General features: G+C 65.1%; 21 protein-coding genes and 3 tRNA genes. 19 read left to right on the forward strand and 5 right to left on the reverse strand.

Annotated features, from left to right (window positions below):
• The first annotated feature begins 258 nt into the window (after positions 1-258).
• The 14 genes from smc to CHB87_RS08355 all read left to right on the forward strand — a co-directional run bounded on the left by smc (position 259) and on the right by CHB87_RS08355 (position 16,011).
• The gene (gene smc, locus CHB87_RS08290; RefSeq protein WP_089407932.1) at positions 259-4,182 is read left to right on the forward strand and encodes a chromosome segregation protein SMC; all 3,924 of its coding nucleotides are present in this window, start codon (positions 259-261) and stop codon (positions 4,180-4,182) included.
• An 86-nt stretch (positions 4,183-4,268) separates the two neighbouring features.
• Positions 4,269-4,556 (forward strand): hypothetical protein, encoded by a 288-nt coding sequence (locus CHB87_RS08295; RefSeq protein WP_089407933.1) that lies wholly within the window; start codon positions 4,269-4,271, stop codon positions 4,554-4,556.
• Complete coding sequence (locus tag CHB87_RS08300; RefSeq protein WP_089407934.1) at positions 4,556-5,038, forward strand: DUF5946 family protein; 483 nt, start codon at positions 4,556-4,558, stop codon at positions 5,036-5,038. Before CHB87_RS08295 ends, CHB87_RS08300 begins: the two co-directional genes overlap by 1 nt.
• Positions 5,035-5,889: an alpha/beta hydrolase gene (locus tag CHB87_RS08305; RefSeq protein WP_089407935.1), complete on the forward strand. Its 855-nt coding sequence runs from the start codon at positions 5,035-5,037 to the stop codon at positions 5,887-5,889. Before CHB87_RS08300 ends, CHB87_RS08305 begins: the two co-directional genes overlap by 4 nt.
• A 71-nt stretch (positions 5,890-5,960) precedes the next feature.
• Positions 5,961-6,896, forward strand: coding sequence for a phosphoribosylaminoimidazolesuccinocarboxamide synthase (locus CHB87_RS08310; protein ID WP_089407936.1), 936 nt, complete (start codon positions 5,961-5,963; stop codon positions 6,894-6,896).
• Positions 6,889-7,458 carry a CvpA family protein gene (locus tag CHB87_RS08315; protein ID WP_245817886.1) on the forward strand — a complete coding sequence of 190 codons (570 nt, stop codon included), beginning with the start codon at positions 6,889-6,891 and terminating at the stop codon, positions 7,456-7,458. The genes CHB87_RS08310 and CHB87_RS08315 overlap by 8 nt, the downstream gene beginning before the upstream one ends.
• Positions 7,459-7,503: 45 nt before the next feature.
• Complete coding sequence (locus CHB87_RS08320; RefSeq protein WP_089407937.1) at positions 7,504-7,788, forward strand: helix-turn-helix domain-containing protein; 285 nt, start codon at positions 7,504-7,506, stop codon at positions 7,786-7,788.
• A gap of 121 nt (positions 7,789-7,909) precedes the next feature.
• Positions 7,910-9,736, forward strand: coding sequence for a hypothetical protein (locus CHB87_RS08325; RefSeq protein WP_142988276.1), 1,827 nt, complete (start codon positions 7,910-7,912; stop codon positions 9,734-9,736).
• A 111-nt stretch (positions 9,737-9,847) separates the two neighbouring features.
• Positions 9,848-9,922: transfer RNA gene (locus tag CHB87_RS08330), tRNA-Gly, on the forward strand.
• Between the two features lie 74 nt (positions 9,923-9,996).
• Positions 9,997-10,071, forward strand: a tRNA-Cys gene (locus tag CHB87_RS08335).
• A gap of 71 nt (positions 10,072-10,142) precedes the next feature.
• Positions 10,143-10,217 (forward strand) — tRNA-Gly (locus CHB87_RS08340).
• 155 nt (positions 10,218-10,372) lie between these two features.
• Positions 10,373-12,340 (forward strand): spermidine synthase, encoded by a 1,968-nt coding sequence (locus tag CHB87_RS08345; RefSeq protein ID WP_176441662.1) that lies wholly within the window; start codon positions 10,373-10,375, stop codon positions 12,338-12,340.
• 34 nt (positions 12,341-12,374) lie between these two features.
• Entirely contained in the window at positions 12,375-13,937 is a 1,563-nt protein-coding gene (locus CHB87_RS08350; protein WP_089407940.1) for a trehalase family glycosidase, read from the forward strand.
• A 70-nt stretch (positions 13,938-14,007) separates the two neighbouring features.
• Entirely contained in the window at positions 14,008-16,011 is a 2,004-nt protein-coding gene (locus CHB87_RS08355) for a methyl-accepting chemotaxis protein (RefSeq protein WP_089407941.1), read from the forward strand.
• A gap of 4 nt (positions 16,012-16,015) precedes the next feature.
• On the opposite strand, the gene CHB87_RS08360 is transcribed toward CHB87_RS08355, so the two are convergent.
• Positions 16,016-16,468, reverse strand: coding sequence for a hypothetical protein (locus CHB87_RS08360; RefSeq protein ID WP_142988277.1), 453 nt, complete (start codon positions 16,466-16,468; stop codon positions 16,016-16,018).
• Positions 16,469-16,599: 131 nt separating this feature from the next.
• Between CHB87_RS08360 and CHB87_RS08365 the strand changes: the two genes are divergently transcribed.
• Positions 16,600-17,769: an alginate lyase family protein gene (locus CHB87_RS08365; protein WP_089407943.1), complete on the forward strand. Its 1,170-nt coding sequence runs from the start codon at positions 16,600-16,602 to the stop codon at positions 17,767-17,769.
• Here CHB87_RS08365 and eda read toward each other — a convergent pair.
• The 4 genes from eda to CHB87_RS08385 all read right to left on the reverse strand — a co-directional run bounded on the left by eda (position 17,766) and on the right by CHB87_RS08385 (position 22,153).
• Entirely contained in the window at positions 17,766-18,422 is a 657-nt protein-coding gene (gene eda / locus CHB87_RS08370) for a bifunctional 4-hydroxy-2-oxoglutarate aldolase/2-dehydro-3-deoxy-phosphogluconate aldolase (protein WP_089407944.1), read from the reverse strand. The genes CHB87_RS08365 and eda overlap by 4 nt on opposite strands.
• A 143-nt stretch (positions 18,423-18,565) precedes the next feature.
• Complete coding sequence (locus CHB87_RS08375) at positions 18,566-19,663, reverse strand: sugar kinase (RefSeq protein WP_089407945.1); 1,098 nt, start codon at positions 19,661-19,663, stop codon at positions 18,566-18,568.
• On the reverse strand, positions 19,660-20,493 hold the full coding sequence (kduI, locus tag CHB87_RS08380) for a 5-dehydro-4-deoxy-D-glucuronate isomerase (RefSeq protein WP_089407946.1): 834 nt from the start codon (positions 20,491-20,493) through the stop codon (positions 19,660-19,662). The genes CHB87_RS08375 and kduI overlap by 4 nt, the downstream gene beginning before the upstream one ends.
• A gap of 373 nt (positions 20,494-20,866) precedes the next feature.
• Complete coding sequence (locus CHB87_RS08385; protein ID WP_245817887.1) at positions 20,867-22,153, reverse strand: zinc dependent phospholipase C family protein; 1,287 nt, start codon at positions 22,151-22,153, stop codon at positions 20,867-20,869.
• A 140-nt stretch (positions 22,154-22,293) separates the two neighbouring features.
• On the opposite strand from CHB87_RS08385, the gene kduD reads away from it, so the two are divergent.
• The 4 genes from kduD to yiaK all read left to right on the forward strand — a co-directional run bounded on the left by kduD (position 22,294) and on the right by yiaK (position 25,423).
• Positions 22,294-23,064, forward strand: a complete 771-nt coding sequence (gene kduD, locus CHB87_RS08390; RefSeq protein WP_089407948.1) for a 2-dehydro-3-deoxy-D-gluconate 5-dehydrogenase KduD — start codon at positions 22,294-22,296, stop codon at positions 23,062-23,064.
• An 89-nt stretch (positions 23,065-23,153) separates the two neighbouring features.
• Complete coding sequence (locus CHB87_RS08395; protein WP_089407949.1) at positions 23,154-23,354, forward strand: hypothetical protein; 201 nt, start codon at positions 23,154-23,156, stop codon at positions 23,352-23,354.
• Positions 23,355-23,397: 43 nt separating this feature from the next.
• Positions 23,398-24,153, forward strand: a complete 756-nt coding sequence (locus CHB87_RS08400) for a hypothetical protein (RefSeq protein ID WP_089407950.1) — start codon at positions 23,398-23,400, stop codon at positions 24,151-24,153.
• A gap of 271 nt (positions 24,154-24,424) precedes the next feature.
• Positions 24,425-25,423, forward strand: coding sequence for a 3-dehydro-L-gulonate 2-dehydrogenase (gene yiaK / locus CHB87_RS08405; RefSeq protein ID WP_176441663.1), 999 nt, complete (start codon positions 24,425-24,427; stop codon positions 25,421-25,423).
• The last annotated feature ends 10 nt before the right edge of the window (positions 25,424-25,433 follow it).

A 25,433-nucleotide genomic window follows, 5' to 3' on the forward strand; every position in this document is an offset into this window, starting at 1 on the left:
CGGTTGCAAGCTCCGTTTGCGGAGCCTATGCGGCCTACAGGAACGGCGCCTCCAGAACGCCGCATTTTCACAGGCTTGTCGCAGGGTTGGTGCATATCCGATCCCATCGGTGGTATTCGTTCCGTCTTATCCACAACAGGTAGCGCCATACCCGTTGATTCGTCGAAAACCGACCGCTACAGTGGAGGCAGGCCGAGGACTTCTGGCCGTGGGAGTTCCCTGCCCGCGCGCCTGACTCCTGGCCGGTGAGGTTTTGTCATGCTCAAGCTCAAGAAGGTCCAGATTCTGGGCTTCAAGTCGTTTTGCGATCGTACCGAGGTTCAGCTCTCCGGCGATGGCATCGCCGCCATCGTCGGGCCCAACGGCTGCGGCAAGTCGAACATCTCGGACGCCATCACCTGGGTGCTGGGCGAGCAGTCGGCCAAGAGCCTGCGCGGCGTCAAGATGGAGGATGTCATCTTCGCCGGCACGCGCGATCGCCGGCCGACGGGCATGGCCGAGGTATCGCTGACGCTGGTCGACCCAGAGGTCTACGACAACGCGAACCACGAGCACGACGACTCCGACATCACCATGGACGACCAGATCCCGACCGACTGGGACGAGACCACGCTCCGCGAGCAGCGCGCCGCCGAGACCGACGAAGCCGTCGCCGAGGCTCAGCCCGGAACCACCTTTGAAGCCGAGGTGAAGGTCAAGACGGGCGAGGAGACCGCTGAAGCTGCGACAGACGAGACCGAGCAGGAACCCGACTCCGCAGCCCAGGCAGCTCCAGGCAACAACGTCGTGCTCAAGATTCGCCGCCGCAAGTTCGGCCGCACGCCCATCCGCGCCGGTGAGCTGACCGTCACGCGCCGCCTCTTCCGCTCGGGCGACTCCGAATACCTGTTGAACGGCAAGATCTGCCGCCTGCGCGACATTCAGGACATCTTCATGGGCACCGGCCTCGGCGGCGAGTCCTACGCGATCATCGGACAGGAGCGCATCGGCCAGCTTCTCTCGGCCAAGCCGCAAGACCGGCGGTCGATCATCGAAGAGGCTGCCGGCATCACCCGCTTCAAGACCAAGAAGCGCCTCGCCGAGCTGCGGCTCGAATCCGCCAAGCAGAACCTCTCGCGCGTGAACGACATCTTCGACGAGGTCACCAAGCAGATGGGCACGCTGAAGCGCCAGGCCGCCAAGGCTGAACGCTACGGCCAGATTCGTGACGAACTGCGCACACGCCTGCGCGTCGTCCTCGCCAGCCGCATCGCTCAGCTCGACCAGGATCAGGCCGTGACCGCCGCGAAGATCGCCTCCCTCACCCAGACCATCGATGCGCAGGTGACCCAGACCGAGGCGATGGACGTCGAGCACACCGAGGGCGTCCGTCACGGCTACACGCTGGACCAGCAGATTCGCGAGTACGGCGCGACCGCCAACCAGTCCGCCGTCGAACTGGAGCGCATCGCAGCGCGCACCGCGGCCAACGCGGACCGCGTCGCCGAGCTGACCGTTCGCCTCGCCAGCGGCGCCGAAGAACTCGAAGCCGCGCGCGCGCAGCTCGCCCAGCTTGCGGGCGAGACCGAGCAGCACCGCAGCTTCCTCGAGTCTGCCACCTCCGAGGCCGCGGGTTCCCGGGAAAACGCTCAGCGCCAGCAGCAGGAGGCCCAGAACGCCATCCGCGCCGTCGCCGCCAGCGAGCAGCAGGCCGAGCAGCACCGCCGCACCTCGATGCAGCTCATTCAGCGCGCGAGCCAGATCCGCAATGAAGAGGCGCAGGCCTCGGCCGCGCTCGCCGGACTGGAGCGCGAGGCCGAACGCCTCGCCAACGAATCCGAGGTGGCGCGCGAGGAGCTTCAAACCCTCGGCATGCAGCGCGGTCAGGTCAAGATGTCGTTCGAGAGCGTCAACGAGCGGCTGAAGCGGCTGGAGCTTGAAATCTCCGAGCTGCGCCTGCAGTTCGAAGGCGGACGCAGCGAAGAGGCCCAGACCAAGCGTCGCGGCGATCAGCTACGAGGCGAGGTAGCCACGCTGAAGGGCCGTCGCAACTCGCTCGAAGGCCTCATCCGCGACCACTCGTACTCGACCGAGACGGTGAAGAATCTCTTCCGCGCCAGCGCCAAGAAGGCTACGCAGACCGGGCAGAAGAACTCCGCCGTCGGCACGCTCGCGGACTTCCTCGAAGTGGACGGCCAGTACGAGTCCATCGTCGACGAGTTCCTGCGCGAGGAGCTGAACTACATCGTCGTCAAAAGCTGGGACGCGGCCAACGACGGCATCCAGATGCTGCGGTCGGACGTCGCCGGGCGCGCGACCTTCCTGGTCGAACCGGCCGATGCCGAGGCGCGCTTCTCGCTCGATGGACAGGCCAGCTCGGCAAGCGTCTCCGCCGAGGGCGTGAAGCCGTTGACCGAGTGCATCCGCGTGCTGAACGGCTTTGGACGTTCGCTCGAAGTGCTGCTGCCGAAGCTCCGCGAGGGCTTCGTGACGCCGGACTCCGCGACCGCTCGCAGCCTGGCGCTGCAGCATCCGAGCGCATACTTCCTCTCCCCGACCGGCGAGACCTTTCACAATCTCACCGTCACTGGTGGACGTCCCAGCTCCGGCGGACCGCTTGCTTTGAAGCGCGAGCTTCGCGAGGTGCAGGACAAGCTGACGGCGCTTGAAGACGAGCTCTCCGAGACCGACCGCCGCACGCAGACGCTGCAGCACGAGCTGCAGGCGATTCAATCCACCATCGAAGGCAAGAACCACGAGCGTCGCGACGCCGAGCGCGAGGCCGCCAACTCCGGCGCCGCGCTGCGCCAGATGGAGACCGAGACAGCGCGGATCGAGCGCCGCCTTGCCGAGTGGCAGATGTCGACCGAGCGCAACCGCGCCGCGCTGGCCCAGAAGGCGGAGCTGATCGAACGCCGTCAGGGCGAGGCCGCTGCGCTCGAATCCGAACGCGCCAGCCTCGAAGCCGGTCTTGCCGAACTGCAGCACCGCGTCGAAACGCTGCGCGCGGAGCGCGAGCAGTTGCAGGCCGCCGCAGCAGCAGCCGGCGCCGCGCTGGCTGGACTCGAAGAACGCCGCCGCAACGCGCAGGCCAACTTCGAGCAGACCACGCGCCTCTTCCAGGGCCAGCAGAACCGCATCGGTCAGCTTGAGTCGCAACTGCAGAACGCAGCCGCAGAACGCCAGCGTCGCGAGGAAGAGACCGGCTCGCTCGCCGCGCAGCACGAGGAGCTGGCCGAGACCCGCGCCACCGCCGTCGCGCAGGGCCAGCGTCTGACCGCCGAGGCGAACGAACTGCGCCAGGTCACCGCCGCGCTCGACCAGCGTCTGCGCGCCCTGCGGCATGAGACCGAGGTCTTCCGCGAAGAGCGCGCCGGTCACGCCGCACGCGCGGCCAAGCTGGGCTCGGACCTTGAACACATCGAAGCGACCTGCCTGAACGACCTTGCGATCCCGGCGCTCGAACTCCGCGAGGACCAGACGGTCGAACGCATCGACGGCCAGGCGCTGAACGAACTGGAGGCCGAGGCTCGCTCGCTGAAGCAGCGGCTGGAAGCCATGGGTCCGGTGAACATGATGGCGCTCGAAGAGTATGCGGAATCCGCTCAGCGCCACACCTTCCTCGAAGCCCAGCGTAAGGATCTGCTCGACTCCATTGAGAACACGCAGGCGTCGATCAAGGAGATCGACGACGTCTCGCGCATCAAGTTCGACGAGGCCTACAAGGTCATCAACGAGAACTTCTCGCTGACCTTCACCAAGCTCTTCGGCGGCGGACAGGCCTTCATGCGGCTGACCGATCCGGAGAACCCGAACTCCGATTCGAGCGGCATCGAAATCGTCGCCTCGCCGCCGGGCAAGAAGCTGCAGAACATCCTGCTGTTGAGCGGAGGCGAAAAAGCGCTCACTGCCCTGTCGCTCCTCGTTGGCATCTTCCAGTTCCAGCCAGCGCCGTTCTGCATCCTGGACGAGGTCGACGCGCCGCTCGACGAGACGAACGTGGGCCGCTTCGCCAAGCTGATCCACGACATGAGCGCAACGACGCAGTTCGTCGTGATCACGCACTCGAAGCGCACGATGAGCCAGGCCGACGTGATCTACGGCGTCACGATGCAGGAGCCGGGTGTGAGCAAGATCGTCAGCGTCAACCTGGGCAAGAACAACCGCAGCCAGGAAGATCGTGGCGCGCGGCGGGTGGCATAGCCGCCGCGCCGTCATTGCTTTTCTTGTTTTTCATCCTCGCAGAGGATCTGCTTTTTGCCTTTCGCTTCGCTTGAGGGAGACCGACGATGATCCGGATCTGGCTAGGCTGGCTGGCGCGTGGCGTGGTCGCACTCATCGTCGCCGCGGCGGTGCTGTACATCGGCGACGCCGGTGTACAGCAGTACCGCGCGAGCCACGGCACGGGCTATGGCACGGTGGAGGTCCACCAGTTCCTCGCCACACAACTGAAGGGCAGCAAGGTGGAGTACGATCCTCTGGGCACGGTCGAACGCCGCTGCAGCCGGTCGATCTTCCCGCAGAATGGCGCGCCGGCTTGCTGGTGGCTGGCGCGCAACCCGACGGAGTGGGAGTGATGGTCTGCTCCGGCTGCCATGCGGACCTGCCGGAGACGACCGGCCCGACGCATGAGTACATGCTCTCGTCGCCCGCCTGCTGGGCAGTCTTCGGCGAGTTGCTGGCGCGGGAGTACAGCAACCCCTCGCTGATGCGCCTGCACCGCCTGACGGTCGACGCCTACGCGGTGCAGCATCCCGGGGTCGATGTTCCGCCTGCGCGCCGGTCGGTCGGGGTCCACCTCTCGCGGCTGTACCTGTTGCTCGAACGCGGCTGGCCAGTGGAGCGGGCGAACGACGCGATGCTCGTCATCAACCGCTTCAAAGATCGTTGCGAATGGTTGGCGCCACCTTCAATGGCCGGCACGCTGACGGTGCAGGACGTGATGGGCGCGACCTCGCAGGACGAACATGAGGAGCGGGTGATGGCCTGGGCTCGGTCGGTCTGGTCTGCCTGGGGAATACATCATGAGACGGTGCGGCGGTGGTGCGCGAGCCTATGATTCATCGCTGGATAACGCCCGTCTTTCTCTGCCTCCTGATCGGGTGCGATGCAAAGCCCGCGATAGAAAAGCCAGTCCAACTGCCAGCGGGAGTGGTCTTTCAGGACAAAATCTTTCACTCCGGCGCGCTGCAGCGGGATGTAACCTACCGCGTCATTCGGCCTGCGTCGATTCCGGCTGCGTCCCAGGCGCATGTGCTGTACCTGCTGCACGGCAATGGCAGCGGCTTCCGGGAGTGGTCTCAGTATTCGGCGATCTCACAACTGGCGACGCAGGGGTATGTCCTGGTGATGCCTGAAGGCCACTCGACCTACTTCATGAACTCCGCGAGCAAGCCGCAGGACCAGTACGAGGACTACCTGACCCGCGACCTGATTCGCGATGCGGAGAAGGATCTGCCGGCTCCGCCGGACCGCGCCCACCGCGCCATCGCGGGCGTTTCCATGGGCGGATTCGCCGCCGTCGTCATCGGCCTCGAGCACCCGGATCTATATGGCTTCGCCGGCGCCCTCAGCCCGCCGATCGATGCAGCGGGACGCCGCTTCACCTTCCGGCGGCTCTCGCAATCGCTGGGCTTCCGCTCGATCTTCGGCCCGTCGGGGAGCGACGAACGCAGGGCAAAGGATCCGTTCGTCCTCGCGCACACCGTCGATCCGCGGCAAGCGCCTTACATCTTCCTCCCGGTCGGTGAGCAGGAGAGTCTGGCTGCGCCGGTCCGGGCATACGACGCGCAGTTGACCCGGCAACATCTTCCGCATGAGTTCCAAACGCTGCCCGGCGGGCACGACTGGGCGCAGTGGAACCGCCAGTTGCCGGCTTTCGAGAGTGCGCTTGCGGCGCATGCGCCATAACGGAGGCAAGAGCAGTATCTCCGCTTCGCAAAGGATGACAAACATGCGATCAGGGGTGATACCGTTTTCCTATGGCTGACGCACTTCTCACCTCCGATCTGGGTTCTCTTCCGCTGCTGGCGCGCGGCAAGGTTCGCGATATCTACGCAATCTCCGAGGCGCCCGGCGCCGATCTGCTCTTCATTGCGACCGACCGCATCTCGGCCTTCGATCATGTGCTGGGCTCGGGCATTCCGGATAAGGGACGCATCCTCACCCAGATCTCGAAGTTCTGGTTTGAGTTCCTTGCCGACCTGGTTCCCTCGCACGTGATCTCGACCGCGGTCGCCGACTTTCCGGCCGCGATGCAGCCCTACGCAAGCCAGCTCGAAGGCCGCACCATGCTCGTCCGCCGGGCGGAGATGTTTCCCGTGGAGTGCGTCGTGCGAGGGTATCTCTCGGGCTCCGGCTGGAAGGACTACCAGGCGACCGGCGGCATCTGCGGCATTCCCCTGCCCGCGGGCCTGCGCGAGTCGGACAAGTTGCCCCAGCCGATCTTCACCCCTGCGGCCAAGATCAACACCGGCGGCCACGACGAGAACATCAGCTTCGACCTCATGGTCGAGACGATCGGCGCGGCGCATGCCGAGGCGCTGCGCGACCTGACGCTCGCCATCTACGCCAAGGCGTCCGAATACATGGCGGCCAAGGGAGTGATCCTGGCCGACACGAAGTTCGAGTTCGGACTCATCCGGGACGCAGAAAACCCGGACGGGAAGATCACCCTGGCCGACGAGGTGCTCACACCGGATTCCAGCCGCTACTGGCCGGCGGATCGGTATGCGCCGGGAGGCCCGACGCCGTCCTTCGACAAGCAGTATGTGCGCGACTATCTTGAGTCGATCCGGTGGAACAAGCAGGCTCCCGCGCCGGCGCTGCCGACGGACGTGATCGAGAACACACGCGAGAAGTACATGCAGGCCTTCCGGCTGATCACCGGACGTACGGGAATCGAAGACCATGCCTAGCCAGTTAGCCGGCCTGACCGCCTTCGACTGGCTGCTGATCGGCGTGCTGGCCTGGTCGATGATTGCGGCGTTCATGCGCGGGCTGATCCGGGTGCTCTTCTCGCTCGGCGGCTGGGTCGCGGGCATTCTGCTGGCGAGCTGGAACTACCGCCTGCTGGCGCCTCGGCTGCTGGGCTGGGCGCATCCGCTGGCGACGGCGCAGGCCGTGGCCTTCGTTTTAATTCTGGTGGGGGTAATCATCCTTGCCAGCCTCCTGGGCCGTCTGCTGCGCAAGACTGTCAGCGCTGTCGGTCTGGGGTTTCTCGACCGGCTTGGCGGCGCGGTTTTCGGCTTCGTGCGCGGTTGTCTGGTGGGCACGGCGATCATGATGCTAATCGCCGCATTTTCGCCGGGTTCGGATGCGGTCGCAAAATCGACGCTAACTCCCTATTTCCTTGCGGGTGCTCATGCGGTATGCTTTGTCGTACCCGCAGACCTCCAGGCGAAGTTCGCCAACGGCGCAACCAGGCTCAAGCACAACGCGCCCGATTGGATCAAATCGACGGAACTGCGTCACAATTAGCTGTGGGCTAACACCCGGCCATCGACAAAAAAGCGAGGAACGACCTTGAAGCGTGAACTGGATGGGCTGATTACGCAGATGCACAGCGGCGGAATTTCGTATAACGATGCCGTGCGCCAGTTCAAACGGCGCTACATTCTCGAGGTTCTCTCGCACCATAAGGGCAACCAGTGCAAGGCGGCCGAAGAGCTGGGCATGCACCGGAACACGCTCAGCCGGACACTGGCCGAACTCGACATGGACTCCGCGCAGATTCGCAACGGCATGCGCCGTCCGCCGATGAGCGAGCGCCCACGGCTCGTGCCGGGCAAGATCGCCAGCATTCGGTAGCGTGAACGCAGCGGTTTCCGCGCTGCTGCGTCCAACCCTCAGCAGTATGACCCTCTCTTCCAGACCTACGACGGCACGTTGTGCACGGCTTGCGCTTGCAGCCGTGCTTTGTGCTGTTCCCTTGTCTCTCGGCGCCCAGACGTCGACCGCCCCGACGTTGACAGCCCCGGCGGCAAAGCCGGATCCGAAGAAGGCCGAGGCAGCTTACCTCGATGGCGCCCGGCTGGTCGATCGCGGCGATCTCGCGCATGCCGAGCCGCTCTTCGCACGGGCTGTCGAGTTGAACCCAACACGAACCGAGTACACCGAGGCGCTGGCGAAGGTACGCGCCGGACGCGTGGCAGATCTACTGCAGCAGGCCGCCAAAGCGCGCATCGGCGGCGACAAGGCAAAGGCCGACTCCCTGCTCGCCGACGCCCGCAAGGTCGATCCGCGCAATCCGCAGGTGTTGCAGCAGACCGCCGACAATCTTCCGCCACGCATCGAGATCACACCCGCGAACGGGCCGGAGATCGCCTATGCCGGCGCCATTCAGCTTGCGCCGAACCGCGGGGATCATGAGTTCCACCTCCACGCCGACACCCAGCAGGTGGTCCGGCAGATCTGCGAGGCATATGGCGTCAAGCCGGTCTTCGACGAGTCCGCCAGCCACACCGATCTCAAGTTCGCGCTCGACGCCGCCCCGTATGAGGTGACGATGCCGATTCTGTTGCGCATCACGCACCTGTTCGCCGTGCCGCTCGACGAGCACACCCTGCTCTTCGCCAAGGACACGCAGGAGAACCGGCAGAAATTCGAGCGCCAGCTGGAGGAGACGATCCACGTCCCCGGCAGCACGAACGAGCAGATGACCGAGCTGACGAGCATCATCAAGAACGTTTTCGATGTGAAGCAGGTCTCGAACGTGAACAGCTCGGGCACGCTGCTGATCCGCGCGCCGGAGCCGACCCTGAAGGTGTTGAACGCGACGCTCGCGGACCTGATCGACGGCGGCGCCGAGGTGATGCTGGAGCTGAAGCTCTACTCGATCGACAAGACCAAGGGAGTCAACACCGGCGCGTCCTTGCCGCAGCAGTATGGAGCCTTCAGCGTCGTGGGTTCGGCGGAGACGCTCGTCGCGGCCAACCAGAGTACGCTCAACGCGGCGATCTCCGCCGGTTACATTACGTTGACTGGCAATCGTATCAATGACCTGATTACAGAGGTCGGCTTCCTGCTTGTTTCGGGCGCCGCGTCAAGTGCGCAGTTTTCAGGCTTCCTCGGCGCCATCGGCGGCGGCGTGTCGTTGCTGGGTGTCTATCAGGTCGGCGGCGCTACGTTCAATATCGGGATGAACTCGTCCGAGGTGCATGCGATCGACGATGTTCAGGTACGCGTTGGCGACCGGCAGACGAACACCTTCCGCGTCGGCTCCAAGTATCCCATCACAACCTCGTCCTACAGCGTCAGCACGGCGAGCACCTCCGCGACGATCAACGGGAGCAGCGCGGCCAGCCTGATCTCGCAGTATCTGGGAACTTCCGGCTCGACCGCGACGACGCCGATGATCCAGTACGAAGACCTGGGCCTGACCCTGAAGACGACGCCGGCGGTGCTGAAGTCCGGCATGATCTCGGTGCATCTGGATATGAAGATCGAGGCGCTGACGGGTTCGAGTCTGGACGGCAACCCGATCCTGACCAGCCGCGCGCTGGCGTCGGATGTGACGCTGAAGGACGGGACGACCGCGATCATTCTTTCGCAGGTGAGCAAGAGCGAGTCCGGCTCGCTGAACGGCATTCCCGGACTGAGCGAGCTTCCCGGCTTTCAGGACGCGACGGAAAAGACCACGGAGCAGGACTCCTCCGAGCTGCTGATTTCGATTACGCCGCGCATCATCCGGAGCCATCGCAACGAGTTCGCGGGACCGCGCATGGCCTTTCAGACCTCCGTGCCGCAGGATTATTAGCTGCGGCGGAGTATTTGAAAAAAGCCTCGTTTTTCGTGCAGTTTGGTGTGGAAAAGCGGCGTTCGCAAGTTGACCTGCCCCTCGCCGATGGATATAGTTGATCTTGTGAGAGCGGGAGTAGCTCAGTGGTAGAGTGCTTCCTTGCCAAGGAAGATGTCGCCGGTTCGACCCCGGTCTCCCGCTCCAAACTTGCTTCAACAAGACCCTCTGTTTCGAGTAGCTTTCGAGACAACCGACGGGTAAAGTAGAGCTTAACCCAAGGCGCGGTACCCAAGTGGTAAGGGAGAGGTCTGCAAAACCTTTATGCGTCGGTTCGATCCCGACCCGCGCCTCCATTTCCTACTTTTCAGTTACGAAGTCTGGTGATGACGGTTGTGTTGTAGTTTGTGTCCTGTAGTTTTAGAGCGCGGGAGTAGCTCAGTGGTAGAGTGCTTCCTTGCCAAGGAAGATGTCGCCGGTTCGACCCCGGTCTCCCGCTCCAAAACAACAGTCTGCTTCACCCCCCCTCTAATCCCCTGCTGTGCATGTAATCTCGACTGAGACAGGTCGTTGCGTCTTCAATCGGCGGGTTTGGTGAAAGCTCTCTTTCAAAGCGCCATCTTTCTGGCATCCCTTCTTCTCTTTCTCAGCGAGCCCATGGCCGCCAAGCAGCTTCTCCCCGTCTTCGGCGGGTCGGCGGCGGTGTGGATCACGTGCCTTGTCTTTTTTCAGGCCGCGCTGCTGGCTGGGTATCTGTACGCGCATCTGCTGGAGAGGCGGTCCGCGTGGCGTGGCTGGATCGGGCTTCACGTGCTGCTTCTGGCCGGGGCCACATGCTCGGCTGCAGTCTGGGCGTTTGGCGCCGGTCCTGCCGCCGGAGGAGCGGCGCATCCGTCGCTGCATATCTTTGCCTCGCTTGGCGCGTCGATCGGAATTCCTTTCCTGCTGCTCGGCTCGACCAGCCCCCTGCTGCAGGTCTGGCTGGGACGCATGCATCCCGGCGGCGTTCCCTACCGGCTCTTCGGGCTGTCGAATCTCGCCTCGCTGCTGGCTCTGGTCGCGTATCCCAGCGTCATCGAGCCGTACCTGGCGCTGCGCACCCAGCGGACGCTCTGGTTCTGCGGCGTGCTCCTCTTCGCGGCCATCTCCGCCGTGCTCTCCCGGCAGGTGCGGCGCACGCCTGCGACCCGAAAGGAATCGGAGTTCACAGGAGCTGCCAGTCACCGCGCGCGCCGATGGATGTGGTTTCTGCTGCCCATGGCCGGCGCGATGCAGCTCAGCGCGGTAACGGCGCACCTGACGGTCAACGTCGCGGCGATTCCCCTGCTTTGGATTCTCCCGCTTGCGGCCTATCTCGCCACCTTCGTCATCGCGTTTCAATACGCACGGTTCGTGCCGCGCACGGCGATGCTGGGCGTGCTGGCGGTGATGCTCATCAGCCTGGCCGACTTCCTGACCAAACCCGAGATGGCCGTGCCAATCGGGCTCTCGATCGGCCTCTTTCTGGTGGAGGTATTCGTCGCCTGCCTCTTCTGCCACACGGAGCTCTACGCCCTGCGGCCGGCTCGGGCGGATGAGGCGACGGGCTTCTACCTGATGATTGCGGCCGGCGGAGCGGCGGGTTCGGCGCTGATCGGGATCGTTGCGCCGCTCGTCTTCCGGGCGAACTACGATCTGTCGCTGACCTTCGTCCTGACCGCCGCGCTGGCGCTCGCCGCGTGCTGGCAGGACGGGCCGAAGCAGCGTCTGCTCTGGGGCGGATGCGTTCTGCTGCTTGTGGGGCTCTGCGTCGCGCTGCGCGTCGCCTACCTGCACGACGACATGATGGCCACGCGGAACTTCTACGGCAGCCTGAGCGTGAAGCGCAGCATCAGCGAGGATGGCGAGCAGCGCCGCACGCTGATGCATGGCACCATCGTCCATGGGACGGAGCTCTTCGGCGAGGGTGTCCTCGCGCCCGCCGCCGTGCGTACGCCGACGACGTACTACGCGCCGGACTCCGGCATTGGGTTGGCCCTGGGCGCATGCTGCGGGACACGCGGACGCAACATCGGCGTAGTCGGGCTGGGCGCCGGAACGCTGGCCGCGTATGGCCGCGCGGGCGACCGCATCCGGTTCTACGAGATCAACCCAGCCGTACCGCCGATCGCCCGCAATCTGTTCACCTACATCCGCGAGTCTCCTGCCCAGACCACCTTTGCCGAGGGGGACGCGCGCGCCTCGCTCGCCGCAGAGCCAGCGCAGCGCTTCGACGTACTGGTCGTCGACGCCTTCTCGGGCGACGCGATCCCACTTCACCTGCTCACGCTGCAGGCGCTCGCGATCTACCGGCGACACCTCGCGCCCGGCGGCGTACTCGCCTTCCACATCTCGAACCAGTACATCGACCTGAAGCCGGAGTTGGCCGAACTGGCGCTGGCGACGGGCATGCAGGCGCGCAGCGTCGCGAGCGAACGCAACGAGAGACGCGGCGAGTACCGCGCCGTCTGGGTGCTGCTAGCGGACAACGACCAACTCTTCCGGACACCGGAGCTGGCCGCTCACGCCGAACCGCTCGAACGCAACCCGCGCGTTCATGCATGGACGGACGACTACTCCAGCCTGATGCCGCTCATCCGGTGGTAGGCGCCGCAGGGTTGAGTTTCTGAATCCAAAGAACATGCGCCTGCTCTGCGGACTTCTCCTTGCCCTCGCCACCTCCCTGCCGGCCCAGCAACCGGAGATTCGCCAGTACATCGCGCAATCCTGGGATGTGCTCGCGCGCTCGATGTCCGACTGCAAGTCCGTTGTCGACCAGAAGGTCCGGACTACGCCGATCTTGTATCTGCCCGCCGGCATGAAGACGCCGGGGGCGGTTGCGAAGATGCAGGCTGAATGCCATGTCGACGTTCGCTCGCTCCCACGTCCAATCCACCGGCTCGGCGATGTGCGGCCATCGGAGATACCCGCCGAGGGTCTGCTTTACCTCCCGAATCCGTACGTCGTGCCCGGCGGGCGATTCAACGAGATGTACGGCTGGGACAGCTACTTCATCCTGCTGGGTCTGGTGCGCGACGGGCATGCGGATCTGGCGCGCGGCATGGTCGAGAACTTCTTCTTCGAGATCGAGAACTACGGCGCGATCCTGAACGCCAACCGCACCTACTTCTTCACCCGCTCGCAGCCGCCGTTTCTCTCGTCGATGATCCGCGAGGTCTACGAGCACCCAGCCTCCGGCCAGCAGCCGGACGCCGCATGGCTGGCGCGCGCCTATAGCTATGCCGAGCGGGACTACGCCCTGTGGATCTCGCCGACGCATCGTGTCGGCGCGACCGGGCTCGCACGCTATCGCGACCTGGGCGAAGGCCCCGTGCCCGAGATGGCCGACGACTCGACCTACTACCCGGACGTCATCCGCTGGCTGCTGGCGCACCCGGGCGTTCACCCCGAGTACCTCGTCACCGACACCTCCGCAAGCTGCGACGCGACCGCGTCGAAGGTCTGCGCGCAGGCCGTCGTCGACGGGCATCGGCTCTCGCAGGACTTTTACCGCGGCGACCGCGCGATGCGGGAGTCCGGCTTCGACACGACCTTTCGCTTCGGAGCCTTCTCGGGTTCGACCCAGGACTACGCGCCCGTCTGCCTGAACAGCCTGCTCTACAAGTACGAACGCGACATGGAGCACATCGCCATGCTCCTCCACCGGCCCAACGACGCGAATCTCTGGTCGAAGCGCGCGCGGGCAAGACGCGCGGCTATCGACCGCTACCTTTGGGATGCGAAGGCCGGCCTGTACTTCGACTACGACTACGTCACCCAACGGCGTTCGGGCTACAAGTACATCACCGCGTTCTACCCGCTGTGGGCGGGTGCTGCCGGCCCGGAGCAGGCGGCGGCGGTGCGCGCTCATCTGAAGGACTTCGAGCAGCCGGGCGGCCTGGCCACCAGCGCCACCGTCTCCGGCGTTCAGTGGGACGCGCCCTTCGGCTGGGCGCCGGTGACGTGGCTCGCGGTCTCGGGGCTCGACCGCGCGGGCTTCCACGCGGACGCGGCCCGCATTGCGACGAAGTTCTCGGCGACCGTGCTTGCGGGATATCGGGCCGACGGGACGATCCGCGAGAAGTACAACGTCGTGAGCGGCTCGGCCGACGTGCAGGTCGAGACCGGTTACAAGAGCAATGTCGTCGGCTTCGGCTGGACGAACGGCGTGTATCTGGAGATGCAGGACTTGCTCCACCAATAAGTTACAGTCCGGCGGGCGGCTTTGGGATATGCTTGGTCTGCCCTGAAACTTGAACTTTGTGTGAATCTTCGTGAGCCGGACACTCTCTTCGTACTTCGCCAACTGGATCTCGCTGCGTAAGAAAATTACCGGCCTCGCGCTGATTCCCGCGCTTGCGTGCTCGGCTGTCTTCGGCGTGCTCATCTGGTACGCCTCCGGTCGCACGGCCAAGCTGGTCGGCGAAGAGCTGACGCGCTTCATGGAAGAGCGCACCGCCCGCGCCTGCATCCACGGCTACAACACGTCGATCGTCACCTACGGCTATGTGATGGACGCGCTGAAGGCGAACTCCGCCACGGCGCGCCTGATGCTGGAAAAGACCGGCGGCGTCCACCTGAACCCCGCGCGAACGGCGAGCTGGCAGGCGGTCAACTCCGAGACCCAGCGATCGAACCCTATCATCGCACCGGAGCTGAGTCTGGGCGCATGGAAAAGCGCGCCCAACACGACCGATCCCGGTCCGCTGCACGACATTGCCGCCGTTACCGGGCGCGCCGTCGTGCTCTTCGAGAGGATCGACGCCGCGGGCGACATGATGCGCGTCGCCGGCGCCAGCCCACAGTCGGGCGCGAACCCCGGTCTGGGCAGCTACATTCCAGCGCAGCTCGCCGACGCCACCGCCAACCCGATGATCGCGACGATCCTCTCCGGGCGGACCTATCAAGGCCGGTCGGAGGAGTTCGGGAGCTGGCACACCGTCGTCTGCGACGCCCTGCGCCAGGCCACCGGCGAGATCTTCGGCATGGTCTGCGTCGGGCTGAACAACGACGGCATCCGCTCGCTCGAAGAGGAGCTGAAGGCGAACTACGTTGGCGCCCGTGGCTCGGTCGCGGTCTTCTATGGCCACGGCAAGGATCGCGGCAAGATGCTGCTTGCCCCCGACGGCGTCGCCGCCGAGACGCAGGCACAGTGGTTCCCGATTCTGCTGGACGAGAGCACTCACACGAAGGATCAGGAGATCAACGGGACCATCGTGCGCGACGCGGTCACCGGCGCGAATGTGATCGTGCGCTTCACCTACTTCGAACGCTGGGATTGGGAGATCGTCGTCATCGCCGACTCGCGCGACCTGCAGAAGGCCAGCGACACGGTCTCGACGGAGTTTCACGGGTTGAAGTGGCGGACGTTCATCGCCGGCCTCGTCTTCCTCGTGCTGACCGTCTTCATCGCGCTGCGGCTGAGCAAGCGGCTGATCGATCCGATGGTCGACCTGACCATCCGGCTGACCTCGAACGCCACGCAGATCGCCTCAAGCGCACGCCAGCAGGCCTCGAACGTCGCGAGCTTTAACACCTCGGGCAACGAGATCGCGAGCGCGGTGAAGGAGATCTCGGCCACCTCGAAGGAGCTGCTGCGCTCGATGGAGCAGCTCGCCGAGGACGCCGAACGCACCAGCGCGGTCGCCAACGAGGGCAGCCAGGGGCTCAAGGGGCTGGGTTCGTCCATGGGCTCGCTGGCCGACGCGACCCACTCGATCGCCGACAAGCTGAACGCCATCCGGCTGAAGGCGAACAAGATCAACGCGGTCGTGACCGTCATCACCAAGGTCGCGGACCAGACGAATCTGCTCTCGCTCAACGCCGCCATCGAGGCCGAGAAGGCGGGCGAGAACGGGGCTGGATTCGCCGTCGTTGCACGCGAGATTCGCCGGCTGGCCGACCAGAGCGCCATCGCGACGATGGAGATCGAGCAGATGGTCGAGGCGATGCAGGAGGCCGTCAGCACCGGCGTCGCCCAGACCCGCGACCTGACCGAGGCCATGCAGCGCGGGATCGCGGCGTCCGAGGGCATCAGCGGGCAGTTCGGCGACATCATCCACCGGGTGGAATCGATGGCGCCGCGCTACGAGGCCGTCCATCAGGGCATGCAGAATCAGAGCGAAGGCGCCCACCAGATCAGCGAGGCCATGTGGCAGTTGACCGAGATGGGGCGCCAGACCTCGGACTCGGTCAACGACCTGAACGAGGTCAGCAAGCAGCTCCACGGCGCTGTGCGCATCCTGAAGGAACGCATCATCCAGGTGCGCGGCAGGTAACTATCTACTGAGCCTGCCCTTGCTGCCTCTCCGCTCGCCGCTCCTTCATCTGCTCGCGCATCTGCGCTTCGAGCGCGGCGTACTGCTTCTGCTGGTCGGGTGTGAGAATGGCGTCGATCTTCTTATCCGAGTCCTCCATGATGCCCTTCATCTTGCGTCCGCGCTGCATGGGGCGACCGGAGCTGTCTGCCTGAAGATCCTTCATCTTCTGCTGGCGATCCATGAGGATCGGCATAATCTGCCCCTTCTGAGCGTCGGTCAGCGAGAGCTTCGTCTGGAGAAACATGGCCATCTTCTCCGGATTCATCCGCATGCCGCCAGCAGGCACGGAATCGGAAGCAGGCGCGGCGGCGGGCGGCGGCGCATCCGGTTGCTGCTGCGCGTGGAGAGTCACGCCGGGACATAGAGCAAGAAGGAAGGTTGCGGCACAGAGTGCGAGAATAGGTTGATTCTTCATGGCTTAGCTCCTGGTACGGCCTACTGGTGAGATAAACGCGCACCGCTGCCCAAAGTTGCTGCCGCTGCGAAGAATGGTCCGAGGCAACGCAATATCGCTCTTCGACGGCGACGTGATACGCTGGCCTCGCCATGCGACCCAGCCGCCGCAACTTCTGCCGCATCTCCGCCTCCGCGCTTCTGCTGGGCGCGAGAGGGTTGCGGGCGCAGGCCGATCTGGCGGCGCAGGGATCGGCGCGGGTCGACGTCGCCGCCTTCGACCACGACCGCATCCTGGCGGCGGCCAACCGTGCGCTCGAACATCCGCCTGCATCGCTGCCTGCACTGCCGGTCTCGCCCGCTGGCCCGCACGACTTCTACAGCCTCGCCGAGCCGGACGGCGAGCAGATCGCCTCGCCCCACCGCGATGCGCTGCTGCGTCTGACGCTGGACGTGCCCGCGCTGGCCGCCGCGGCTCACCTCTCACAACCTGCCGAGGCCGCTCGATATGCTCAGCACGCGGCCCGGCTGCTGGAGGCTTGGCTCGTCGCGCCCGCCACCCGGATCACCCCGTCGTTTGCGTTTGCGCAGTATCTGCCGCCGGAGAAGACAGGCCACCAGGGCGGTAATCCCGAAGGCATCCTCGAAGCCGTCGGGCTCGCCGAAGTTGCCGTGGCAATCCCCTTCCTACAGCTCTCGCCGGAGCAGGCGGACCCGATCAAAAGGTGGTTCGCCGAATACCTGGAATGGCTCACGACCTCGCGGCTGGCGCTTCTGGCCCGGGATAAAAAAGACCGCCACGGCAGTTCGTGGCTTCTTCAAACGGCGGCTATCGCCAGGCTGACACAGAACGATGCCATCCTCGCCGACTGCCGTCACCGCTTCAAGACCGTCACCATTCGCGCTCAGATCGAGGCCACGGGCGTCTTCCCGCATGAGTTGACGACGGCGAATCCGCTGCGTAACTCGCTGACCAACCTCGACCTGATCGCCGGCGTCTGCGTCCTGCTGACCACGCGCTTCGATAGCCCGTGGAACTACGAGCTACAGGACGGCCCCGGAGCGCGTGCCGCTGTCGCGAAGTTCTACCCCTATATCGAAAGCCGCAACCTCTGGCCGTACAAGGCCGACCTGGACCACTTCGCCGACCTGCCTGGACGCCGCCCGGCCCTGCTCTTCGCGGCGCGCGCGTACTCACGTCCAGAGTACGCCGCGCTGTGGAAGAAGCTCGATCCGAACCCGAGCGTGCCGGCGATCCTGCGAAGCATGCCAATCCATCAGCCGGTGCTCTGGACGACGCAACCGACACCGCTGCTCGATTAGTGAGCGTGCTTCGCGCGGAACTCCTTGACGATGTGCAGGTACTTCCGCGCGGTCTCGGTCACGGCCTCGGGGCGGCCCTCGGCCATCGCCTTCGCATCGACGAGGTCCGCGCCAACGCCCAGCGCGAAGGCGCCGGCCTCGAGGAACTCGTGCGCGGTCGCAAGCGTGACGCCGCCCGTCGGGATCAGCTCCACCTGCGGCAACGGCGCCTTGATGTTCTTCAGGTACTTCGCGCCGCCCATGGCCGACGCCGGGAAGACCTTCACCACATCCGCGCCCGCCTGCCACGCCGTCACAATCTCAGTCGGCGTCAGCGAGCCCGGCAGCACCGCGATGGAGTAGCGATGACACATCTCGATGGTCTTCGTATTCAGCGCCGGGCTGACGATGAACTGCGCGCCTTCGAGGATGCACATACGTGCCGTCTCGGGGTCGAGCACCGTGCCCGCGCCGATCAGAATGTCCGGGCGATCCTCCGCCAGCCGCCGCATCACCTGCATGGCGCCAGGGACGGTCATCGTAATCTCAAGCACCGTGACGCCGCCCGCCGAGATCGCCTCCGCCAGCGCCAGCGCCTGCTTGATCGAATCCGCGCGCAACACCGGCACCAGGCCGATCGTGCGCATCTGTTCCAAAACCGTTACCTTATCCATCGAATCTCCTCTTTACCTTACCGCTGAACCCCGGCGCAAGCGCCGCCATTGCGCACCAGCCCGGAGGGCCACCCCGTTCAATACCGCTGGACCCCGGCGCCAGCACCGCCATTGCGCGCCAGCCCGGAGGGCCACCCGATTTACTACCGCTGGACCCCGGCGCCAGCGCCGCCCATCAGTCTCTCCACCTCGGCCAGCGACGCCATCGAGCTGTCGCCCGGCGTCGTCATCGCGAGCGCGCCGTGCGCCACGCCGCAGTTCAACGCCCACTGCATTCCCTTGCCTTCGAGCAAGCCGTAGATCAGCCCCGACGCGAACGAGTCGCCGCCGCCGACACGGTCGAAGACCTCCAGGTCAAGGTAGTCGGTGCTGCGGAAGATCTCCCCGTCGGCATAGCCGAAGGCCGCCCAGTCGTTGCGGTTGGCCGTCTTCGGGCGCCGCGTCGTCGTGGCGATGACCTTGATATTGGCGTACTCGGAGGTCACGCGCGCGGACATCTTCGCGTAGCTCTCGTCGTTGTGCCAGGGTGGGCCGTGCGAGCTCTCGCCCATGGTCGCGGCGATGTCTCCCTCGTGACCGAAGAGCACGTCGACATACGGCATCAGCGAGCGGTTCACGTCAATCGAGCCCTGCCGTCCGCCGGCCGTCTTCCAAAGCGATGGGCGATAGTTGCAGTCGTAACTGACGACCACGCCGTGACGTTTGGCCGACTGCATCGCCTCGCGCGCCACCGCCGGCGACTGCGCCGACAGTGCGCACATCACGCCGCCGGTGTGGAACCAGCGCACGCCCTCCTGCCCGAAGAGGCCGTCCCAGTCCACTTCGCCCGGCTTCAACTGCGAGATCGGCGTGTGCCCGCGGTCCATCATCCCCATGGCGCCGCGCACGCCGGAGCCGCGTTCGAGGAAGTAGATGCCGTTGCGCGCCTCGCGGCCCACGCCGTCGTACGCGACCCAGCGCAGATGGCTCAGGTCGACGCCGCCCTGCAGCATCAGGTCTTCGAGCAGGCGTCCGACGGGGTTGTCGGCCAGAGCTGTAACGACCGAGGTTCGCTGACCGAAGCAACGCCGGAGACCGCGCGCGACGTTATACTCGCCGCCGCCCTCCCACACGCGAAACTCGCGCGTGTTCGCAATGCGCTGCTCGCCTGGATCGAAGCGCAGCATGACCTCGCCGAGCGAGACCAGGTCCCACCGGGTCGCGTCGGCGGGACGAATCTTCAGGCCGCCGGAGGGGGTCATTTCAGCTCCGCAATCGGCGCCGGGTCCATGTCGTCGTACGCCTGATTCTCGCCGCCCATGCCCCAGCAGAAGGCATAGTTTTTCGTGCCGACGCCGGCGTGGATCGACCAGCCCGGCGAGACCACGACCTCGCGGTCGGCGACGACGAGATGGCTCGTCTCCTGCGGCGGCCCCATCAGATGCAGCACGCGGTGCGCGGGGTCGATGTCGAAATAGAGATACACCTCGCTGCGGCGCATGTGCGTGTGCGGCGGCATGGTGTTCCAGTTGCTGCCGGGGTCGAGCAGCGTGAAGCCCATCACGAGTTGGCAGCTCTTCAGGCCGTCGCGATAGATGGCTTTATAGATCGTGCGCTTGTTGCAGGTTTCGACCGCGCCCAGCTTCAGACCTTCGAGATCCGCAAACTTGACCATCGCCGTCGGATAGACCGCGTGCGCCGGGTAGCTGAGCAGGTAGTACGCCGCCGGATTGGCTGCGTCCGAGCTGGCGAAGCTGACCTCCTTCGAGCCGCGGCCGATGTACAGGCAGTCCAGCTTGGCCAGTTCGAAGACCGTGCCGTCGACCGTCACCGACCCCGCGCCGCCGACGTTCAGCACGCCGATCTCGCGGCGTTCAAGGAAGTAGTCCGCGCGCAGTTCAGGCGTCGTTTCAAGCGTCAGCGGAGCGCCCGCCGTCGGAACAGCCGAACCCACGACCGTGCGATCCAGATCGACGTACGCGAGATCGAGTTCGCCGGGCCGGAACATGCCTTCGAGCAGGAACGTCGCGCGGCGCTCCTCGGTCGTCATACGGGAGTAGCGAACCGGGTCCGCCATCTGCAGAAGTTTCATGAATATCCTCGTATCTCGCTGAAAACAGGCATAAATTCCGAAGACCGCCAAGGGCCGGCCTATATCGCGAGACTCCCGATAACCATACGAAAGCCTACCGGCGCAGTCAACCGCGCTGTCCGGTGATCGGACGCCGGAGGCGCGGGTCTGGCTCGAATTCGCTGCGATACGTTGTAAAAACAAACAGAAACAAAGGCAGAAGCAGATCCTTCGCTTCGCTCAGGATGACATTTGAATTGACACGCGTTTGAATTGACACGCGTTTGAGATAGCACGCATTTTCGACGGCCCGCGTTTGAGTTGACGCGTTTTTAGTCGATAGGCGTTTGAGATGGCGCACGTTTGAGTCGATGACCAGAAGACCGTCTTCGCTCTACGGCTCCGCGACGACCGGCATGGCTCGCAGAACGACCAGCTCGGCCTGCACGCGCGCCCACTGCTTCGCATGCTTCTTCGTCGCGATCGGCGCATCCGGGTTGGCGTAGAACGCCAGCATGTCTTCGCGCAGTCCGCTCGGGACTGTGTGGCCCTGATTCTTCGCGATGGTGTCCAGCAGCCTGCAGTAAGTCTCGTCCGTCAGCCGGTAGCCGCCGGGTGCGACGATCTGCCCCGTGTCGAGGTCGCGGTTGGGGATCTCCGTCTGCCGCGTCGTTCCCACCGATCGCAACACCTCCGGCTGCTGCAGCCGCGCGATCGCCCCGCGCAGCCGGTCGGTCGAGCGATTGACGCTGCGCACGTAGAGCTGCTCGGTGTCGGAGTCCGGCTCCTTGACTGCGAGCATCGACGCTACACCCACCTTCGGCACGATGTAGATGAAGCCGGCCAGCAGATGCGTCCCAAAGCCGGCCGTGTGCCGCCACTGCTCCCAGCCATTGTCGACGGAGGCCTGCTTCAGCTCCGCCTGCAGCCGCAGGAATTCGGCGTCCTCGACGTCCGGCGGCATGGATTTTTTGTGCAGCAGGGTCTCGGCGTAGGCGATGCGCGGCAGGAACCGGCGCACGCCGAAGGTGTATCCAGCGACGGTCCGCCGCTGCACCTTCAACACCTTCTTCAACTCCAGCCCGTATGTCTCGTAAAACGCGCGGCCCAGCAGGTCGGTCGAGACCTTCAGCCCGACGTGGTCGAGATACTTCAACGGCGCGAAGCGGTGCTTGGCGATCTCGTTGATGTCGAAGCCGAACTCGGTGCGGACGTGCGCGTGCGGGTTCTGTTCGTAGTTCACCGACGCGCCGTAGCGCTCGCGGAGCTTCGGAAACTCGACCGCCACGGCCGGGTTGGTCGCCATGGAGTGGCCTTCGGTGTCGCCGATGTAATGCGAGAGCGCGCCGATGGCAAAAGCCAGCTCGTCCGGTGTGCGCGCGTTGCGCAGCAGGCTGGCGACGAAGTCTCCCGCACGGACATAGTGCGTCAGGTCGCTGAAGAGCGAGTTGCCGAAGGGGTAGTAGCCGATGTCCTGGATGGCGCAGCCGCCGTAGGCATAGCCGTGCGCCTCGGCGATCTGGGCGTCGGTGATGTTCGGGTATCGCGCACGCAGCAGCGGCACGATGGAGCTCTTCCATGTCAGGTCGACCAGTTGCTCGTGGGTCTGGACCGAGTAGGCGTTTCCCCGCCGGCCGGCGCAGGCAAACAACAGCAGACACACGGCGATGCGACGTCGCAAAGACCGCCTCGCGAGAAAGATACGTTCTGGTTCGAGCATGGCGTGCGCCTTCGTCCTGCGGGTCTAAGTGTTTACGATGCACAAACTCCCGCCCGCGCACGTTCCCAACCGCACGGAGGATGCAGTAAAGTGACCACATCATGTCAAACGTAAATGAACTCTTCCGTCTCGACGACAAGGTAGCCCTCGTAACCGGTTCCTCCAGCGGTCTTGGCGCGGCGATCGCCATTGCGCTGGCGCAGGCCGGCGCGGCCGTCGCCACGCACGGCAACAGCCGCCCCGCGGAAAAGACCGCCGCAGCGATCGTCGCGGCGGGCGGCAAGGCCGAGGCCTTCCAGGCCGATCTCGGGTCGGTCGATGGGCCGAAGGAGCTCTTCGCCCAGGCCGTCGCGAAGTTCGGCAAGCTCGACATCCTGATCAACAATGCCGGCACCATCCACCGCGACGCCGCCGTCGACACGACGCTCGAATCCTGGCAGCAGGTGCTGCAGGTGAATCTCACGAGCGTCTTCCAGCTTTCGCAACTGCTTGCACGCGACGTGATCGCGCGCGAGGCGAAGGGCAAGATCGTCAACATCGCCTCGCTGCTCAGCTTCCAGGGTGGCATCCGCGTGCCGGCGTATGCGTCGAGCAAGGGCGGCGTCGCGCAGTTGACCAAGGCGCTGGCGAACGAGTGGGCGCCCAAGGGCATCCAGGTGAATGCGATCGCGCCGGGTTACTTCGCGACGACCAACACCGAGGCGCTGCAGGCCGACGAGACCCGCAATCGCCAGATCCTCGAGCGCATCCCGGCCGGCCGCTGGGGTCAGCCCGAAGACCTGACCGGCGCCGCGCTGTTCCTTGCCTCGCGCGCCAGCGATTACGTCACCGGGTCCATCGTGACGGTCGACGGCGGATGGATGGGCCGCTAACGTACAGCGCGTGTAACGTTAGCGATCTGTTCAGGCAACAGGCCCGCCACGGCGGTGCGTTTCGGCATCCTATGGGCAGGAGAAACACTATGCCCCAGAGCACGCACGATCGCACCGCCGAGTTGCACAACCTCGCAGCACACGCTCACACCGCCGCAGCCGTCGCGCACGAGAAGGGCGATCACCGCACGGCGCATGAGCTGACGCGTCTCGCTCATGAGCAGTCCACACGCGCCTTCGATCACTCCCGCGAGAGCCTGGAGCCGCATGCGGTCGAGGCAAAGCAGTAACCGGCTTGCGCGAGTCCGAGCGAACCCCGTAGGCTAGACGCAGATGTCTCATTCGCTCGAGCTCGCGCTCCTCTCCTGTACCCTTCTGGGCCTGCGCCACGGCTTCGACTACGATCACCTTGCGGCGATCACCGATATCACCAGCACCCAGCTTCATTGGCGCAACGCCATGAAGCTGGGTTTGCTGTATGCGCTGGGCCACGCGCTCACCGTCGCCGCGCTGGGTTCTGCGGTCATCTTTCTGCACGTTGGGCTGCCGGCCCACATCGACGCCGTCGGCGAGCGGCTTGTGGGCGCCACTCTGATCGTGCTCGCCGTGTATGTGCTGGTCAGCTTCCTGCGCCGCAAGCCGGTGGACCTGCACCGCCATGTTCCCCAGAGCCGCATTGCACTGCTCGTCTCGGGCGCCCGCTACGCCAACTGGCGCGTCCGCCGCATCGCCGACCCTGCGCTGGTCAGGCCCGCCCCCTTCGCCTTCAAGTACGACCGCAGCTCCGTCTTCACCGTCGGCATCATTCACGGGCTCGGCGCGGAGACGCCCTCGCAGCTCATGCTCTTCCTGCTGGCGGCTAACCTGGGCGGGACCAGCCGCGGCTTTCTTGGACTCGCCTGCTTCCTGCTCGGTCTCGTTGCCATGAATACATTGATGACCGCCAGCGCCTCCGGCCTGTTCGCCGGCAGTCAACATCGCCCACGCCTGCAGACTGCTCTTACCTCGCTGACGGCGGTGTATAGCTTCGCTATCGGCGTCGTCTTTCTGATCGGGGCGAGCGACCGTCTGCCCGCGCTGGTGCGCTGAAATGAACTCGCCTGAGGATTTAGTCTCCACGTTAGGTGGATTAGTGGAGCCTGGTGCGATCGTCGCTGCCTGAATGCACTCCGCTTTATTCTGCAGGCATACCCACTGACCTCGCAGCTAACCGATTCATTTGCCGAGTTGAAAATCGCTTTGGAAAATATCCGTGCCTTCGCCCGAGATGAGCTGACGGAAACGGAGATGCAGCAAGTTCATAACTGCATTCACATGTTGAACCGGATGCTTCAGCGAAACTAGCCGCCAAAGGAAACACATGCTGCGAGTCCCCTACGCCGAACTAGAATCCGCACTCGAACGCTCGCTCCTGGCCGAGGGCTTCTCGCCCGACCGTGCTCACCGCTGCGCGAAGCTCTTCGCCGAGACCACCTGCGACGGCGTTTACACCCATGGGCTTGCGCGCTTCCCGCGCTTCCTCGCGACGGTGCGGAATGGCATCGTGAACATCCACGCCAAGCCCGTGCGCGTCTCCGGCATCGGCGGTCTCGAGCGCTGGGACGGCGGCCACGGGCCGGGCAATCTGAACGCGTGGGCCGCGATGGACCGCGCCATGACGCTCGCGCGCACGCACGGCATCGGCATGGTCGCGCTCGCCAGCACGAGCCACTGGATGCGCGGCGGCAGCTACGGCTGGCAGGCCGCGAACGAAGGCCTCTTCGCCATCTGCTGGTCGAATACCCTGCCGAATCTGCCCGCCTGGGGTACGACGACGCCGGTGCTGGGGAACAATCCGCTGGTGCTCGCGATTCCTCGTCCGGGCGGACCGGTCGTCGTCGACCTCGCGATGAGCCAGTTCTCCTACGGCACGATGACCCAGTATGCGAAGCGAGGCGCGCAGCTTCCCGTCCCCGGCGGCTACGATACGGCAGGCGAACTGACGACCGATCCCGCCGCCATCGAGGCCTCGCAGCGGCCTCTGCCCATCGGCTTCTGGAAGGGCTCCGGCCTCGCCATGACGCTCGACCTGATGGCCGCGATGCTGACCGGTAACCCCGGCACGCATGCCATCGACAAGGATCCGCTGCGCGAGTACAACATCTCGCAGGTCTTCATCGCGGTCGATCCCTCCGCCGTGGCCTCGCCGGAGGAGCTGCACCAGATCGCCGAGGGCATCCTCTACGACCTGAAACAGGCCACGCCGATCGACCCCGCCAGACCGGCAAGATATCCCGGCGAACAAACCCTCCGCCTGCGTGAGGAGAACCTCCGCCTGGGCGTTCCGGTCGACCCGGAGATATGGGCCGGCATCCAGTGAGTTCAGCGCT

Origin of the sequence: Granulicella rosea, from assembly GCF_900188085.1 — a bacterium.
GTDB lineage: Bacteria > Acidobacteriota > Terriglobia > Terriglobales > Acidobacteriaceae > Edaphobacter > Edaphobacter rosea.